20 protein-coding genes are annotated in these 13,260 nt (G+C 68.2%); 2 read left to right on the top strand and 18 right to left on the bottom strand.

What is annotated here, in order from left to right; translation table 11 throughout:
- Positions 1-9 precede the first annotated feature (9 nt).
- The 17 genes from AUL28_RS16765 to AUL28_RS16690 form a co-directional block, all read right to left on the bottom strand.
- Positions 10-192, bottom strand: coding sequence for a hypothetical protein (locus AUL28_RS16765; RefSeq protein ID WP_062234702.1), 183 nt, complete (start codon positions 190-192; stop codon positions 10-12).
- A complete protein-coding gene (locus tag AUL28_RS16760) occupies positions 189-584 on the bottom strand; it encodes a hypothetical protein (RefSeq protein WP_062234699.1) in 396 nt (131 codons plus the stop codon). Before AUL28_RS16760 ends, AUL28_RS16765 begins: the two co-directional genes overlap by 4 nt.
- A complete protein-coding gene (locus AUL28_RS16755) occupies positions 581-1,252 on the bottom strand; it encodes a hypothetical protein (RefSeq protein WP_062234696.1) in 672 nt (223 codons plus the stop codon). Before AUL28_RS16755 ends, AUL28_RS16760 begins: the two co-directional genes overlap by 4 nt.
- A 49-nt stretch (positions 1,253-1,301) precedes the next feature.
- A complete protein-coding gene (locus tag AUL28_RS16750; RefSeq protein ID WP_062234694.1) occupies positions 1,302-1,751 on the bottom strand; it encodes a hypothetical protein in 450 nt (149 codons plus the stop codon).
- A gap of 91 nt (positions 1,752-1,842) precedes the next feature.
- On the bottom strand, positions 1,843-2,172 hold the full coding sequence (locus tag AUL28_RS16745) for a hypothetical protein (RefSeq protein WP_156420040.1): 330 nt from the start codon (positions 2,170-2,172) through the stop codon (positions 1,843-1,845).
- 149 nt (positions 2,173-2,321) lie between these two features.
- On the bottom strand, positions 2,322-2,900 hold the full coding sequence (locus tag AUL28_RS16740) for a hypothetical protein (protein ID WP_156420039.1): 579 nt from the start codon (positions 2,898-2,900) through the stop codon (positions 2,322-2,324).
- Positions 2,901-3,024: 124 nt separating this feature from the next.
- On the bottom strand, positions 3,025-3,591 hold the full coding sequence (locus tag AUL28_RS16735) for a hypothetical protein (RefSeq protein ID WP_062234685.1): 567 nt from the start codon (positions 3,589-3,591) through the stop codon (positions 3,025-3,027).
- Positions 3,588-4,031: a hypothetical protein gene (locus tag AUL28_RS16730; RefSeq protein ID WP_062234681.1), complete on the bottom strand. Its 444-nt coding sequence runs from the start codon at positions 4,029-4,031 to the stop codon at positions 3,588-3,590. Before AUL28_RS16730 ends, AUL28_RS16735 begins: the two co-directional genes overlap by 4 nt.
- The gene (gene lysC / locus AUL28_RS16725; protein WP_062234678.1) at positions 4,028-4,300 is read right to left on the bottom strand and encodes an Rz1-like lysis system protein LysC; all 273 of its coding nucleotides are present in this window, start codon (positions 4,298-4,300) and stop codon (positions 4,028-4,030) included. Before lysC ends, AUL28_RS16730 begins: the two co-directional genes overlap by 4 nt.
- A complete protein-coding gene (locus AUL28_RS22755; protein ID WP_156420038.1) occupies positions 4,297-4,458 on the bottom strand; it encodes a hypothetical protein in 162 nt (53 codons plus the stop codon). The genes lysC and AUL28_RS22755 overlap by 4 nt, the downstream gene beginning before the upstream one ends.
- Before the next feature lie 36 nt (positions 4,459-4,494).
- Entirely contained in the window at positions 4,495-5,859 is a 1,365-nt protein-coding gene (locus tag AUL28_RS16720) for a phage terminase large subunit family protein (RefSeq protein ID WP_062234676.1), read from the bottom strand.
- Entirely contained in the window at positions 5,843-6,562 is a 720-nt protein-coding gene (locus AUL28_RS16715; RefSeq protein ID WP_062234673.1) for a hypothetical protein, read from the bottom strand. Before AUL28_RS16715 ends, AUL28_RS16720 begins: the two co-directional genes overlap by 17 nt.
- Positions 6,563-6,991: 429 nt before the next feature.
- Complete coding sequence (locus AUL28_RS16710; protein WP_062234670.1) at positions 6,992-7,810, bottom strand: hypothetical protein; 819 nt, start codon at positions 7,808-7,810, stop codon at positions 6,992-6,994.
- A 63-nt stretch (positions 7,811-7,873) separates the two neighbouring features.
- Positions 7,874-9,931 (bottom strand): hypothetical protein, encoded by a 2,058-nt coding sequence (locus AUL28_RS16705; RefSeq protein WP_062234667.1) that lies wholly within the window; start codon positions 9,929-9,931, stop codon positions 7,874-7,876.
- Between the two features lie 388 nt (positions 9,932-10,319).
- Complete coding sequence (locus AUL28_RS16700; RefSeq protein WP_156420037.1) at positions 10,320-10,733, bottom strand: hypothetical protein; 414 nt, start codon at positions 10,731-10,733, stop codon at positions 10,320-10,322.
- 11 nt (positions 10,734-10,744) lie between these two features.
- Positions 10,745-11,095: a hypothetical protein gene (locus AUL28_RS16695; RefSeq protein ID WP_062234661.1), complete on the bottom strand. Its 351-nt coding sequence runs from the start codon at positions 11,093-11,095 to the stop codon at positions 10,745-10,747.
- Between the two features lie 212 nt (positions 11,096-11,307).
- Positions 11,308-11,667, bottom strand: a complete 360-nt coding sequence (locus AUL28_RS16690) for a hypothetical protein (protein WP_062234659.1) — start codon at positions 11,665-11,667, stop codon at positions 11,308-11,310.
- 87 nt (positions 11,668-11,754) lie between these two features.
- On the opposite strand from AUL28_RS16690, the gene AUL28_RS16685 reads away from it, so the two are divergent.
- Positions 11,755-12,018 carry a hypothetical protein gene (locus tag AUL28_RS16685; protein ID WP_062234657.1) on the top strand — a complete coding sequence of 88 codons (264 nt, stop codon included), beginning with the start codon at positions 11,755-11,757 and terminating at the stop codon, positions 12,016-12,018.
- Here the strand turns inward: AUL28_RS16685 and AUL28_RS16680 are convergent.
- The gene (locus tag AUL28_RS16680) at positions 11,984-12,664 is read right to left on the bottom strand and encodes a hypothetical protein (protein WP_062234655.1); all 681 of its coding nucleotides are present in this window, start codon (positions 12,662-12,664) and stop codon (positions 11,984-11,986) included. The genes AUL28_RS16685 and AUL28_RS16680 overlap by 35 nt on opposite strands.
- A gap of 263 nt (positions 12,665-12,927) precedes the next feature.
- Between AUL28_RS16680 and AUL28_RS22750 the strand changes: the two genes are divergently transcribed.
- Complete coding sequence (locus AUL28_RS22750; protein ID WP_062234651.1) at positions 12,928-13,233, top strand: hypothetical protein; 306 nt, start codon at positions 12,928-12,930, stop codon at positions 13,231-13,233.
- Positions 13,234-13,260: the final 27 nt, after the last annotated feature.

The raw sequence follows: 13,260 nt of genomic DNA, 5'->3' as shown, positions 1-13,260 counted from the left end.
GTGTCAGCCTTACAGTAGGTCCTCCTCTTCAGGGGTCACGGTCCAATCGGTCTTCGGCGGCGCCTTGATCGCACCGCGGGCGAAACCGCTCGACGACTGCGAGCGGAGCCATTCGTTCTCTTTCTCGAGGTCCGCGATCCGGGCCTGCAGCTTAACCGCGTACTGGTCCACGGCGGTCAGGGCGCGTCTCATGCCGTGCCCTCAGGCCAAAAGGTCTGGTCGGCGTCCTCGGCCGCCCACTTCTCGCGGACCAGGGCTTCCAGCCGTGCGCGCTCGACCGGGTCCATGCGCGGCGGCATGACGGGCTTCGGGCGGCGGGCGACGTCGGCCAGGGCGGCGATCAGCGGATTCGCCGGCGACGGGATGCCGTCGGCGTTCGCGAGGCGGACGCGGTAGAAATGGAGGCGGAGGGCCAAGGCGTTTTCGTGCTTGTCGCCGTTCCAGCGGAACTTGGGCTGGCGGTCGTGGCGGCGGATCCAGTCGCCGAGTTCGGCGACGTCGCCCTGGACGACGCGGCGGCGCCAGACGGCGGGCTCGGCGGCCAAGAGGATGGCGAGGACGCGGGAGAGGTCGAGGCCGGTCATGCGCGATCTCCGGATTCGGCGACCGCGGCGGCCTGCGCCGTGGTCCAGACGCCGAGGGTGTGGCCGAGGTGGGGTTGGAGCTGCCCGCGGTACCGGCGAGCGATCTCGAGAGCGCGGGCATCGTCGAGGCGGCTGGCGCCGGGCGCCGAAGCCGCGAGCCGGTGCCCGTCCTTGGCGTCGGGGTGGCCGAATCCGCGCCCGTTCCGCTTCGTCGCGAAATCCTGATCCTTCGCGGCAAGGATCCGAAGCGCTTCGTACGCGGCCCCGATCATACCGGCGTCGGCGCCGTCGAGGTGCGCCAGGATGCCGACCTCCCGCGCCCGTTCCTTCGCGGCCTTGGCGGCAGCCGCGGCTTCCTTCTTCATCGCCTTGGCGGCGATCTCGTTTTCCGACGTCGTGGCGCGCAGGACGACGTGCCGGAGATCGTCCGGCAGCGCGTCGCGGGCGGCCTCGACGATCGCGACGGCCTCCGCGGTCGCCCGGAGCTGGCCGTAGCGGTCGTGGAGGACGACGCGGAGGACCGATGCCGGGTCGGCCGTGCGCCAGAAGCGCTCGTCCGGGGTCGGGCGCCAGTCGTGGCGGGCGAGCGCCCAGGAGTTCGGCGAGGAGTAGTTGGACGTTTTGGTGTAGAATTCGGCGCCGTCGTGGCGGATGAAGATGTCGCGCATGTCGGGATCTCCGAGGAAGGCGGAGGAGCCGGAGCCCCTCCCGGGGGCATCAGGACCTGACGATCTCGTCGTGAAGGTCGCGGCCGGCCTCGTCGGCGGTGTAGTCGATGACCATCAAGCGGAACGCGCCGTCGCCGTACTTGCCGGCCTTGATGTCCGCTTCGGCCTTGTAGAACAGCGACAGCGCCACTTCCTTCAGGGCCTCGGGGCTGGCCACCTCGCGGTCGCCCTGGGAGACGATGCCGTCGCCGTTCGGCATCGGCGCGTCCTCGTCCTCGTCCTCCGGGCGAACGGTGACCATGATGTGCCGGGCCGTCTTGAACTCGACGACCTCGATCACGTCGCGCCAGTCCGTGGAGTCCTCGCCGACGACGTCGCAGAGCTCGGCGTAGCTCTTGAAGCCGGCGTTGCGGGCGTATGCCTCGACGGCGGCATCGGCGTCGGCGCCCTCGTAGGTGCCGAAGTAGTCGCCGCGGACGCTGATCTCGAATTTCTTCATCGTCGCCTTCCTTCACGTTGGCGGGCCAAGCGCCCATGAACGTGAAGGTAGCCATGGGATTACCTCATGTCAATCCTATGGATACTGATGGTTAACGATTCCGGGTAGCCTTCAGAAAGTCCTCGATCTCGTCGAGCCGTCTGGCTAGCGCCGCGACGTCGTCGGCCGACCGGGCGGCGGGTTGCGCCGGGGATGCGTCTGAGGGCCAATCGGCCGGGCGATAGCCGTCGAGGTACGCCTGCAGAAGCCGGGCAGTGTACGGCATGACCTTGCGGTGGTGCGGCTTGTCGACGTCCGCCTTCAACCTCTTCATGTTCTGCGCGCTTTCGAAGCCGAGCATCTCGGCCATCGAGGCGTCGTCGAGGCCGAGCTCTTCCTGAATCCGGCGGAAATCCTGGGGGGTCAGCGTTGGCTGCGGCATGATCGCGCTCCAAATCCTTCCGGATCGGAGTCCGGCACCAAGGAAATGCCCTCGGACCTGTCGAGAGTCAATCCCATGGCTACCGCCCGGCTGCTCGAGTAGGGCGAGCATCGGTATCCATGGGACAAGCGATGATCGAGGTGTGATCGTCAGGCCGATCCAGCGAGCGTCAGATCCCGCAGCGCGTCGCGCCCGCTCTCCCTGTTCAGGTCGATGTTCTCGAGCCGACCGACCTCGCCCCACAACTGCAGCCGCAGGGTCCCGACACCTTTCAGCGTCATCGGCACGCCGGTGTCGATGCTGCGGACACGCTGCTCCGTCGCGCACCGAGCCGCCCATGTGCGTTGCGACAGACCGGCCGGACGCTGGTTGCCGAGGCGCTTCGCCAGCGCGACGTACTCGTCGGGATCGAGCGGAACGGCGACCGGGGCCGCCTTCGTCGACGCGGTGGCGACCGGAGCGGCGCAGCCGGCTAGCGCGAGAAGCGTCTCCGCCCGGGCCCGGGCAAGCCCCCGAGCTCGATCGACGACGGCGTCGGGTACGGGCAGCGAGCCGGCGGTGTAGAGGCGCATCGTGCGCGCCGACAGGTTCAGGTCGTTGGCCAGGTCGCTCTTCCAGCGCCCGCCGTAGAGGGCCTTGCCGAGCTGTGCCAGGATCGTCGCGTTCGTCATCGGGATCACCATCGTTCCCGAAAACATACTTCCGCATTTGCGGAAATCAAGCGCCATTTTCCGCAAATGCGGAAATGGACCGTTGCCGCATTTGCGGAAGTGGGAACACGCAGTCTTCCGCATATGCGGAAGCAATGATTTCCGGAAGGACGGAAGGAGCCGCTCCGCCCGCCCTCTTTGATCAATGCGGCTTTTTGGTTGAAGCGGTGCCGCCGGCCCGTGCGGTGAAGACGAGGTGTCCGCCCGTGCTCTCGGCCGTCATGCCGGGCGGCGGGACCGGCAGCGGTCCCCATTCCGCCGTCACCTTCCGTCCCCAGACCCGCTCGCCGTCCTCAGCCACGGTCCATGTCTCGCATGGGACCATGACGACGAAGGTCCCGCCGAAGCCGTGCATGCGGTGCGGGATGGTCGCGGAGTAGCCGTCGAGGACCATGGCCTCGCCCTTCCGCAGGACGTTGCGACCGGCCTGCGTGCCGTCCGGCTTGAAGAAGGCGCTGATCGGCGGGACGCTGGTCTTGCCGTCGTAGAATTCGACCCACAACGGCCCGTCGCCGCGGTCGAGGTCGCAGTCGCGCAGCTTGCGGACCGGCGCCGTGACGACGACCCGCTCGGTCTCCCCGACGACGGTGCGCTCGACGATGTAGTCCAGCGGTTCCTCATAGATGACGGGCTCGACTGAGGCGACGTAGACGCCCGTGCCGACGATCGCCGCCACGGTGGCGATGGTGAACTTCGCGAACGGGCTCATCGTCCCTTCCTCCTGCCGGCGCGAAGCTCGTCGAGGATGCCGTCGAGACGCTCGACCTTCATCTCGAGTCGGCGCTGCAGCTCCTCGAGGGCGGAGACGTCGACGCCGGTCCTCGCGAGGTCCTTCGTGGTCGACTCGAGGTCGCGGGCGATCCGGGCCATGTCGGTCCGGTCCTTCTCCAGCTTCGGCTTCTCGGACTCGACCAGCTTCAGGCGCTCGTCGAGGGCGCTGACCTGGTTCTGCGTCTGAGAGGACGCCGTGATCTTGTCGTAGGCGGTCTGGACGTAGCCGCCGGCCGTGCCGATCCCGGCGGCGACGATGGCGCCGATACCGCCCGCGACGGTCACGACTCCGCCGATCGCGTCGAGGCGCGTCATCAGGCGGGCGAGGAACCCGGGCGGCGTGGGCGGCGGCGGAACGGGAGGCGTCGGCGTAGTCATTCAGCCCTCCCGGCGTCTTCGGCGACGATCCTCCTGATCGCGTCCACCTTCCCGCGGCAGTCCTCGCCGGCGGCGTCCAGCTCGACGACGAACGCCGCGACGTCCGACTGCCGATCCGCCGCGCCGGGATCCGGACGGGTGGCGCAGGTCGTCAGCGACGGCGGGATCCGCTCGGCCAGCGGCGTGCGCACGACGGTCGCGGGACGTGCCGCGCAGCCGCCGAGGAGCGGTATCAGGAAAGCGAACGCTACGGCCTTACCGTTCCTCATCGGCCTCCCTCCCGCAGGCCGCGCAGGACGTCCCGGAGCACCGGCGCGGTCGGTCCGTCGCGGTCCGTGCCAGCGGCGCGGGCGACCAGAAGGCGCAGATCGGCGGCCTTCCGCTCGGCGGCGACGGCGCGGGTCGTCGACGAACTCGAGCTTGTCAATGATCGGGTACCTCGCGACGAACGTCCGGTCCCCCTTCAGCGTCGCCTCGATCGCCATCTCGCCTCTCGGCATGCCGTTCTCGCCGCCCTCCTGGTTGTCGATCGAGGCGACGACGAAGATCGTGTCGGCCGGGAGGTCGATGCCGTCCGGAAGAACGACGACGTTGCCCTCCATGTGCGACGTGTCGGCCTCCGGAGGGGGCGCCTCCTCGTACGGCATGCCCATCCACATCGTGACGAAGCCGAGACGGTCCTTCTCGGTGCCGTCGATCCACGCCCGGTCGTGCGCCTCGCAGAGGTACAGCCAGCTGGACTTCGGATCCTCGGAATAGGCCGACCAGATGAAGGCGCCGATCTTGCCGCGCTGGCCCTTGCCGGCGGGATCCAGGAGCTCGAAGGCGCCGTGTCCTCCATCATCCGGTTCTTCTGGCCGTCCTCGATCCGCGAGACCGGGCATTCCGCGTTCGCGCATTCGTACCAGGCGTCCACGATCTCGCCGTCGGCCGACTTCACGTAGCGCATGCCCGGCCGGCCGAGGCGGGTATGGGACGAGCGCACCCGATGGACTTCCGGCTCGGCCGACGTGCCGGCCTCGAAGGCCTGGCGGCGGCCGCAGTGCGGGCAGTCCATCCGGAAGACGTGCTTGATCGAGGTCTCGAACTCGGCCGAGACCAGGCAGCGCCCCTTCACGGTCGGCGTGCCCGACAGATAGACGCGTCCGTCGCCGAACTCCTGGCCGGGGCGCATCACCAGATTGGTCTTCGAGCCTTCCTTGCCCGGCTCCCACGCGTCGTCGCCGCACTCCTCGCCGACAATGAAGCGGCCGCGGACGCCCTTGACGTTCTTCGTGTTGGTAATCGACCGCGCCTTGATCGAGGCGCCCGTCATCAGCTCGCGATTGTCCCAGGTGTCCTGCTCGCCGGTCTTTCCGTCCGGCCGCAGGAGCACCTTCAGGTGCGTCGATGCCCGCAGGATGGGCATCAGCTTGTCCTTCATGAACTCCTGCGCCTTGTCGTCGGTCCTTTCGTACAGGAGGGAGTCCGACTGTTCGTAGCAGGCGTAGTAGAGGATCAGCAGGGCGGCGAAGGTCGAGGCGCCGATGCGCGGGCACTTCAGGAAGACGAGCGCCTCCGTCCCGAACTGCTGCAGCAGGCGGGCGAGCCCCTTCTGGACGGGCGTCAGGGTCGCGGGTCCGCCCCTCGTCGTCTTCGATGTCGGGATGAAGGCGTACCGGGGAGCCCATTCCGCGATCGGCATGGGCGGGTTCGGCACCAGGGCCGAGGTCGCGCCGGCCATTCCGCGGTAGTAGGCGATCTCCCCGAGCAGCCCGAGCGCACGGGCCTGCGCGATGAGGACGGGATCGTCGGACGGGTCATCGAACAGCCTACTCGTCGGACCCATCGTCGTCCTCGTCGGGCCCGAGGTCCTCGTCGGCGAGCGCGGAGACGGTCGCGCCGATCTCCGGCGTCCACTCCGGGATGTCCTCGAACGCCAGGGCGCGGTCGGCGGCCGCCTTCATCGCGGCGTTGAACTCCGTGGCCCACGACTGGAGGGCGGCGGCGCACAGATTCCAGACGACCCGTTGCGTCTCCTCCATCTTCTCGCGGGGGATCGTGCCCGCCATCTTGCGGGTGAACTGCACCGGGATGGACATGATGGTCTGGCGGCCGAGACCGAACGCCTGTCGGCCGGCCATCTCCTGCGGCTCGCGGTGGACGAGGATCTTCGCCATCATCGCGAGCTTCTGACGCTTCAGCTTGATGTCCTCCATCTTCGCCTGGTCCGCCGGCGACATTGCCTCGGCACCGGGATCGGCGTCGGGCCGGGCGAACTTCCGGCGCTCCTCGGCCCGGGCAGTCTCCTCCCGCCACTCGACCACCTTCTTCAGGTCGACGAGGACGGCCTCGCCGGTCCCGCCCTTCGATTCGACCGGCATCCCCTTCGACGCCCAGACGCTAAGGGTCTCCCGGTTGCGGCCGAGGAGGATGGCGGCGCGGGACAGGGAGACGACGCGGTCGGAGCGCTCGGCATCGGCGACGGCGTCCTCGAGGGCGGCCGCCGGGGAGCGTTTCGTGAAGGGGTCGCGGAAGCGGCGGGGAGCCATCGGGGCGGATCGTCCTGGCGGGTGTCGTTCCCGCAGGTCCTACGCGGCCGCCGCCCCGGATTTCCCGGGGGATCGAGGCCAGGGCACCTGCCGGCCTGCGGGGTCGATTCCGAAAATTCGATAAGTACGTACGATAGGCGCCTGCGCGAACCTCCCGCCTACGGCTGCAGCCCCTGGGGCCCCCCGGGGCCTGGCGGCCGGCGGCGGCGGCACGGCGGCCCCGCGGCGGCGGCCCGGACCGGCGGTGGGCCCGTGGAGGGACACGGCCGCGTCCTTCCTCCCTTCAGCAGCCGTCCTCGCTCGTCTCACGCCGTGAGTTCCCGTAGCCGACGCAGCCGCCCGCACGTCGCACGTTCGCGAAACCGCGTCCGATGCCGGTTCCGCGTTCCGCCCTCCAGCGGCCTTCCTGACGCGCCACGGACGGCATCGTCACGGAGGCCCGCCCGCGCCGGATCCGCCGGCCCCACCGCCCCGTGCCGCGAGCGCCTCGTTCAGCCTGCGCTCCATCCGGAACGGGAGCGTCCTCGCCGCGGCGAGCACCGAGTCGTTCCACGCCGGGACGAGGTAGCCGTCCGAGCGGTCGTACCGCGAGACCTTCTGCGCGAGGATCAGCAGCTTCAGATCCTTGGGTCGGCCGACCGGGCGCTCGAAGAAGCCGGTCGTCCGGCCCACGCGCCCGAAGAAGATCCGACCGAACCGGAGCGGCCCCGTATCCTGCACCGGCTTCCCGCGGGCGCGGTACTCGTCGAGCTTCTTCTGCTGCGCCGCCGCCCGCTTCATGAGGCGGGAGATCGTCTTCTGGCGGAGGTTCTGACCGTAGACCGGGTCCACCCCTTGCTCGTCCAGGTACGGATAGGCGTCCGCGACCGGGATGAAGTTCCATTCGTCGGCGGCGCCCGTGTCGCCGGCGCGCCGCTCCCGTTCGACGCCGAGAAGGTATTTCAGGTAGCGCGACTGGTTGGGTGAGACCTCGATCTTCGACGAGATCGCCGAAGCGGCCGGATCGTACGTGCCCTTCCGCGTCACGACGGAGCCCGAGGTCGAACCGGGCTTGATGGCCGTCCACTTCGTCGGGCCGCCGTCGATGTCGCTCTCGAAGCGGTCCTTCATCCTCTTCGTCGACGACGTGGCGACTTCGTTCAGGGCGCCCTGCATCGACTTTCCGAAGTCGACGTTCAGCTCCCGATATCGGCGGGCGAGATGGTCGAGGTCGCGGGAGCGGATGGAGACGAGGTCGCGGGGCGGCATGGCGGGCTCCGGGGCGTGGACGGCCGGCACGGTAGCCGAGGCCGTCCACGGGGTTCCCCGGGGTCAGGCGGCGAGCGGGAGGTCGTCGTCGTCGAACCAGGATTCGTCCGTCGAGAACGGCGGCTCCTCGTCGTCGTTGGCGGGAGCGCCGGGGACGAGCGACGGCCGCAACAGGACGTCGGAGACCGGTTCGTAGAGGGCGGCGTTATCCTCGAACGTCCGGGACAGGTCGTAGCGGCCCGCGTAGCCGACATCGATGCGGAGACGAGGCCCGGCGCCGGCGAGCGATCGGAGGTAGGCTTCGACGACGCGACCGGCGGCGGCTTGATCGGCGACGGCGAGGACGGTCTCCCCTGCGGCGTTCCAGACGTGGACGACGGTCTCGCGACGGCCGGGCAGCGACCACGTCCACGTCGCACCGCGGTCGGTCGACTGAGCGAGGCCGAAGCCGATGGTCGGGGACCAGTCGATGTCGGGGGAAACGGCGGGACCGGCGACGGCACGGGCGGCGGCGACGGCACGGGCGTGGCGACGAAGGTCGAGGGACGCGAGGATGGAGGAGCGATCCCACGGGAGGGAATGCGACGTGGCGTGGACGGAGGAAGGGGCGCAGGAAGCGACGTCCAGCGATCCTGCGGGGGATTCGAAGGCAGGTGCGTCTTCGGACGGATCGACGATGGAATCGAACGTGGGGGCTTCTGCGGCGGCGTCCGAGATGGGAGCGGAAGACTCAGGAGAAGGCGATCGGCCTTCGGCCTCGGTCCGCAGCGCCTCGGCTTCGCCTCGGCGCGACGCAGCTGACGCGACGGTGGACGAATCGGAACCGGCGGTGAAGGAAGTGACGGAAGAGAATCCCCCAGCCACCAGAGAGACGGCCGACTCCCCCCTGTAATCCATTTCCGATCTAACCGACTGATTCCCTTCATGTTCATGCGCCGCTCCGGAGACCGCTTCCGAAGGCTTCGACGTCTTCTCCTCGACGCCCATCGACGCGTACCCGTGACGGTCCGCAACCGCCCGCATGTGTTCGCCCAGACGTCCGCCGTAGGATGCTTCGACGAGGTGTCCGTCGTGCAGGCAGAACGCCACCTGGTCGTCGCGGCGGACGAGGTCGAGGACGTCCATCGCCATTTCCGACTCGACGTACATCAGCCAGAGGCCGGCGCCGGTCTCGAAGAACCGCCGGATCGGAGCGTGCTTCCGCTTCATCTCGGCGATCGCAGCCCTCGCGATGCGGACCGCTTCCTTCTCGTCCGAGGTCGTCTTCGCCATCGCCTTCGAGTGCGCGACGGCCCCGACGGCCTGCCAGTAGTCCGAGGCGTTGACGAGGACGTTGAACACCGCCTTCGCGAGCTTCCTCTCGCACGCGTCGATGTCGTAGCTGTCCGAAGGCGGGACCAGACCGACCGTCGAGTAGAGGATGGACGGGTGGGTCGTCGAGTAGTCCCATTCCGACAGCGCCTTGCCGCGGAGCGTCGCCGCCCGTCGGATCCCCTTCTCGACGTTCTGCCATGCGCCGCCCTCCGCGATGAGACGGCCGCAGCTCTTCATGTCGCCGACGAACATCCGGGTGTACGACGAGTCGCCGATCGACAAGCCGGCGCATGCGAGGTCGGCGTTCAGATGCTCGATCCTCTTCCGCTGCCTGTTGACGGCCCGCGTGTCCGGAGCCCGCTCCTCGACGCCGTTGCGCCGGAGCACGACGGTGTCCCTCGGCGGGATGACGCGGATCGGCGGGCCGGCGTCGAGGATCCGGCGAACGATCGCGACGGTCTCCGGTCGCGCCCGCATGACGGACTGCATGTCCCTGACGCCCGACTCCTGCTTCCAGAAGTCGATCAGTTCGTCCGCCGCCAGCTTCTTCACCGCCGGCGGAACCTTCGAGAACGTGAACAGGCCGCCGCCCGACGGGTACTTCGCCTTGTTCAGGCTGACCGACGTGTCGCGACCGGTTCCCTCGGCCTCCCGGGTCAGTGCGACCAAGATGGCGGCGCCGGCCGGCGTCGTGTCGAACTCGCGCTGGAGCTCGGCGCGGTAGGGCTTCGTGTCGTATCGGAGCGAGAGAGGAGCGTGCTCCCCCGGCTCGTCGTCGAGGAGTGGGTTGAGGCTGTTCGAGGCCAACTTCTTCCGGTCTTTCGGTTCGACCGGGTAGGCTCGGGGTTGCCGCTTTCGCGCCGAAACGCTATAAAGCCGCTATCCACAGCCCTGGCCCCAACCGGTCAGGTTTCTGTCTGAAAAGGGCTCGCTTGCCGGCGGGCCCTTTTCGCTTTTCGGGGTCAAAATAGGCAGATCCGCGAGCCCGGTTCAAGAGCTCGTTTTCGGGCTAAATACCTACCACTGATAGGATATTCGCCTCGGACGTCGACGCCGGGAGCGTTATGTTGAGGTCCGTATCAGCGATCCGATTTCCGGAATCACTTATCTCAATCTCGGCAGCGCTCCGTACTCGGCGCAAGAGATTGTCCTGCATCGCGGATCGCCCGAGCGACGTCGGACGGACCCGCAGCGGTCACGACGGTTCGGCCGCCGGAGCGTCCGTCGGCACGTACCTCTGCCGGCCGCGGGGAACGCGCTTCGGAACGTGCTTCCCCGACAGGACGAGCATCGTCACCGCCATGCCGAACGGCCCAGGCGGAAGGTCCGCGACGCGTCCCGTCCGGATCCGATGCCAGAGCGCCGAGAGCGCCTTCGCGTCGTCCGGCGTCATGGCGAGGACGCCGGCGCGCTTCTTCTCGATCGCTGACCGGCTCTGCCCCAGGAAGGACATCGCCTCTTCCGTCGACAGGCCGCACGCCGCGAGCGCGTTCGCGAACCCCGGCCGCATGCGACGGGCGCGGTCGCGCTCCTCTTCCGTCCGGAGACCCGCGAGCGGATCCTCGATCTCGGTCACCTCGTCGATCTCGTTCTCGATCTCTTCGATCATCGTCCCCGCCATCACATCCGCATCCCGGAACCGAACGCCGCCCTCGGCGCGTCCTCGTCCTCGAGCGCCTCCATGACCCCGGCGTCGATCATCGCCGCCAGCTCGGCATCGGTCACGGGCGGCAAGCCCCCGTCATCCCACGGGCTCGGATTGAGCTCGCACGCCGCCGTTTCCGCCGCCGCATCCACGACGTCGTCGAACCAGTCGACCTCGGCGCCGGACAGAGACGCTCGCAGACGTGCCTGTGTGTCGTGGTAACTCGCGGGCGACATGCCGACGACGTGCAGGTGGACGAGGCGGGCGGCGCGGCGGCGGGCGGCGTCCTCGGCGTCGGCGGTCTGGGGTGTGCTCCGGTGCGGCATGGGCTGCTCTCTCGGTCGGCTTGCAGGATGCGCGCCGTCGGACGCAAAATCGGGTCCGAGGAAGAAAGAGAGAAGGGAAACAACTGCGGTCTGACCGCATGAATAAGCCGCCGTGGACGGGCACCACGACGGCTGTGTGAAATGCGTTATGCGCCAGCAGACCTCCTCACGGAGAATGAAGACGTAACGGGGGTGCCTTCGATGTTGTCATCTCACGCCGTGAGATTTTCAGATTCCACCTTCGCACGGTATTTCGCAGCTTTTACAATTCCCTGGCATGCCTCCGAGGTAAAATACAGGACGCGCCGGCCGACCGCCCGTTTCGCCGCCTTCCTTCCGTATCCCGCGTACTCCAAGCCCGCGATCGCGGACGCTGCCAAGGCCGGTGCGAGCACCTTCGCCTCGGCCGGCGGCAGCGCTTGGATATAGAGACCGATCGCCTCGACGAGCGCACGGTCGACGACGCGCATGTCGGGCTCGTCCGCGTGGGCGGCGCGATGGCGGGCGCTGTATTCCGCCTGGCGTCTCCGCTCCTCCCGGGTGCGGAATTTCGGTGGGACGTGGTCCGACATTAACCCTTCCTTCTCCGTTCTGTGCTTGGATGCATCCCGTGAGACGCCTCGGCCCGTGCCGTCCAACGTCCCGCCGAGGAGGACCTCATGACGTACAGCCCGACCCGCTTCTGCCATGGCCTCGAAGGCGCGATACAATCGATGGCAATGGCGGCATTCCAGTCCGCCCAGACCGAGCGCATGATCGATCGCAGCGCGCCCGACGCGATCAACCTGCTCTCCAACCATCTCCGCCGCGAGCGCAAGATCTCGAAGGCTCTGGCCGCCGAGCTCGAGTGGGCTATGGGCCGCATCGCCGAGCTCGAGGCCGCCCAGATCACGCGGCCTCGTCGTAGCGCGAACCCCCGTTGACCCGCCTCGGCAGGTGATCGCCGACGCGTGCACGGCTCTCGACCAGCTGCCGGGCTTCGGCGATAAGATCGTCCATCTGGTCACCGTCCGGATAGTCGCCGTTGGCCTTCCTGCGATCGATGAGGATGCGGATCCACTCGATCTCGTCCGGCATGCGGTTCGCCTCCCGCAGCTCCTCCGCCCGCGCCTCGTCCGCCGGCAGGAGCGGGATCGAACGATAGCGGTCACCCCGCAGGTGCCATTCGATCTCCTCGTCGGTCGCGTTCATGAGGAGCCCAAGGTGGAAAGCCCCCAGATCCCGCATCCACTCCAGGACTTCGGCTTCGTCCGGCACGGTCGGATCGAATAAGGACTTCGACACCGACCGACCTTCGGACAATTCCCTCGCCGCCATCCGGACGCGCACAGGCTCCGACCTGCGGACCTCCGCGGCAGCCTTCCGGGCTTCCCTTGCCGCCGCCATCATCTGGAGCTGTTCGGCCGGGCCCTCTTCGCCGACGACATCCTCCGCGACGTCCAGCGCGCCCGTGTTCCTGGCGGGGACGAGCATGCTGACGACGGTCCTGACTCCGTTCACGACGAGTTCGACCGGGACGAGGACCAAGCGAGCGACGGACGACAGGATCTTGGCGATGAGGTTGCGCACGGGACTTCCTTTCCTTCGTTGTGATCGGACTATGGGATCAGCGTAAGAAATATTTCAGCCGCCCGGCATCGCATATCCTTCGCCAATCAGAAATCCTTCGAAAGTCGAACGATCTCATTCCGAACGGAAGCATTCGAACATTGTTCGACCTTACTTTCCTTCGTGCGGGTAGAGCCGCCGACTATGCTTCCGCAGGCGCGGTTTCCACTTGAAGCCGAATCGCTCGATGTGCATCTTCAGCGAAAGAAAGGCTGGGCGCGCACATGGCGGAGACGAAGACTTCTATTCTCGGCAGGCTGTGGACGGACGAGGAGCGCGACGAGCTCCGGCGCCTTCTCGCGACCGGCAGCTCCATGCGGCAGGCGGCCGAGGCGCTGCAGCGGCCCCTGACCACCGTGCAGACCATGGCGTCCCGCGCTGGCCTTGTCGCGTGGGACCGGATCCCGAAGGCGACCCGCGAAGGCGTCCTCCACTACGCCGACCAGGGTTGGAGCTCGTCCCGCATCGCGCAACGCTTCAAGGTGCCCCGCGAGTTCGTCGACCATGCCACCGGGCGGACCGGCGCATGAGGAACGGGCGCTGGACCCCCGAGGACG

The sequence above is a fragment of the Aureimonas sp. N4 genome, from assembly GCF_001463925.1.
Classification (GTDB): Bacteria; Pseudomonadota; Alphaproteobacteria; order Rhizobiales; family Rhizobiaceae; genus Aureimonas; species Aureimonas ureilytica_A.
The sequence above is the reverse complement of the archived record's forward strand: the minus strand, read 5'-3'. Positions and strand labels throughout refer to the sequence as shown.

Coding starts and splice junctions, on each gene's coding strand:
- AUL28_RS16765 (WP_062234702.1), bottom strand. CDS start 192: ATGAGACGCGCCCTGACCGCCGTGGACCAGTACGCGGTTAAGCTGCAG.
- AUL28_RS16760 (WP_062234699.1), bottom strand. CDS start 584: ATGACCGGCCTCGACCTCTCCCGCGTCCTCGCCATCCTCTTGGCCGCC.
- AUL28_RS16755 (WP_062234696.1), bottom strand. CDS start 1,252: ATGCGCGACATCTTCATCCGCCACGACGGCGCCGAATTCTACACCAAA.
- AUL28_RS16750 (WP_062234694.1), bottom strand. CDS start 1,751: ATGAAGAAATTCGAGATCAGCGTCCGCGGCGACTACTTCGGCACCTAC.
- AUL28_RS16745 (WP_156420040.1), bottom strand. CDS start 2,172: ATGCCGCAGCCAACGCTGACCCCCCAGGATTTCCGCCGGATTCAGGAA.
- AUL28_RS16740 (WP_156420039.1), bottom strand. CDS start 2,900: ATGGCGCTTGATTTCCGCAAATGCGGAAGTATGTTTTCGGGAACGATG.
- AUL28_RS16735 (WP_062234685.1), bottom strand. CDS start 3,591: ATGAGCCCGTTCGCGAAGTTCACCATCGCCACCGTGGCGGCGATCGTC.
- AUL28_RS16730 (WP_062234681.1), bottom strand. CDS start 4,031: ATGACTACGCCGACGCCTCCCGTTCCGCCGCCGCCCACGCCGCCCGGG.
- lysC (WP_062234678.1), bottom strand. CDS start 4,300: ATGAGGAACGGTAAGGCCGTAGCGTTCGCTTTCCTGATACCGCTCCTC.
- AUL28_RS16720 (WP_062234676.1), bottom strand. CDS start 5,859: ATGGGTCCGACGAGTAGGCTGTTCGATGACCCGTCCGACGATCCCGTC.
- AUL28_RS16715 (WP_062234673.1), bottom strand. CDS start 6,562: ATGGCTCCCCGCCGCTTCCGCGACCCCTTCACGAAACGCTCCCCGGCG.
- AUL28_RS16710 (WP_062234670.1), bottom strand. CDS start 7,810: ATGCCGCCCCGCGACCTCGTCTCCATCCGCTCCCGCGACCTCGACCAT.
- AUL28_RS16700 (WP_156420037.1), bottom strand. CDS start 10,733: ATGATCGAAGAGATCGAGAACGAGATCGACGAGGTGACCGAGATCGAG.
- AUL28_RS16695 (WP_062234661.1), bottom strand. CDS start 11,095: ATGCCGCACCGGAGCACACCCCAGACCGCCGACGCCGAGGACGCCGCC.
- AUL28_RS16690 (WP_062234659.1), bottom strand. CDS start 11,667: ATGTCGGACCACGTCCCACCGAAATTCCGCACCCGGGAGGAGCGGAGA.
- AUL28_RS16685 (WP_062234657.1), top strand. CDS start 11,755: ATGACGTACAGCCCGACCCGCTTCTGCCATGGCCTCGAAGGCGCGATA.
- AUL28_RS22750 (WP_062234651.1), top strand. CDS start 12,928: ATGGCGGAGACGAAGACTTCTATTCTCGGCAGGCTGTGGACGGACGAG.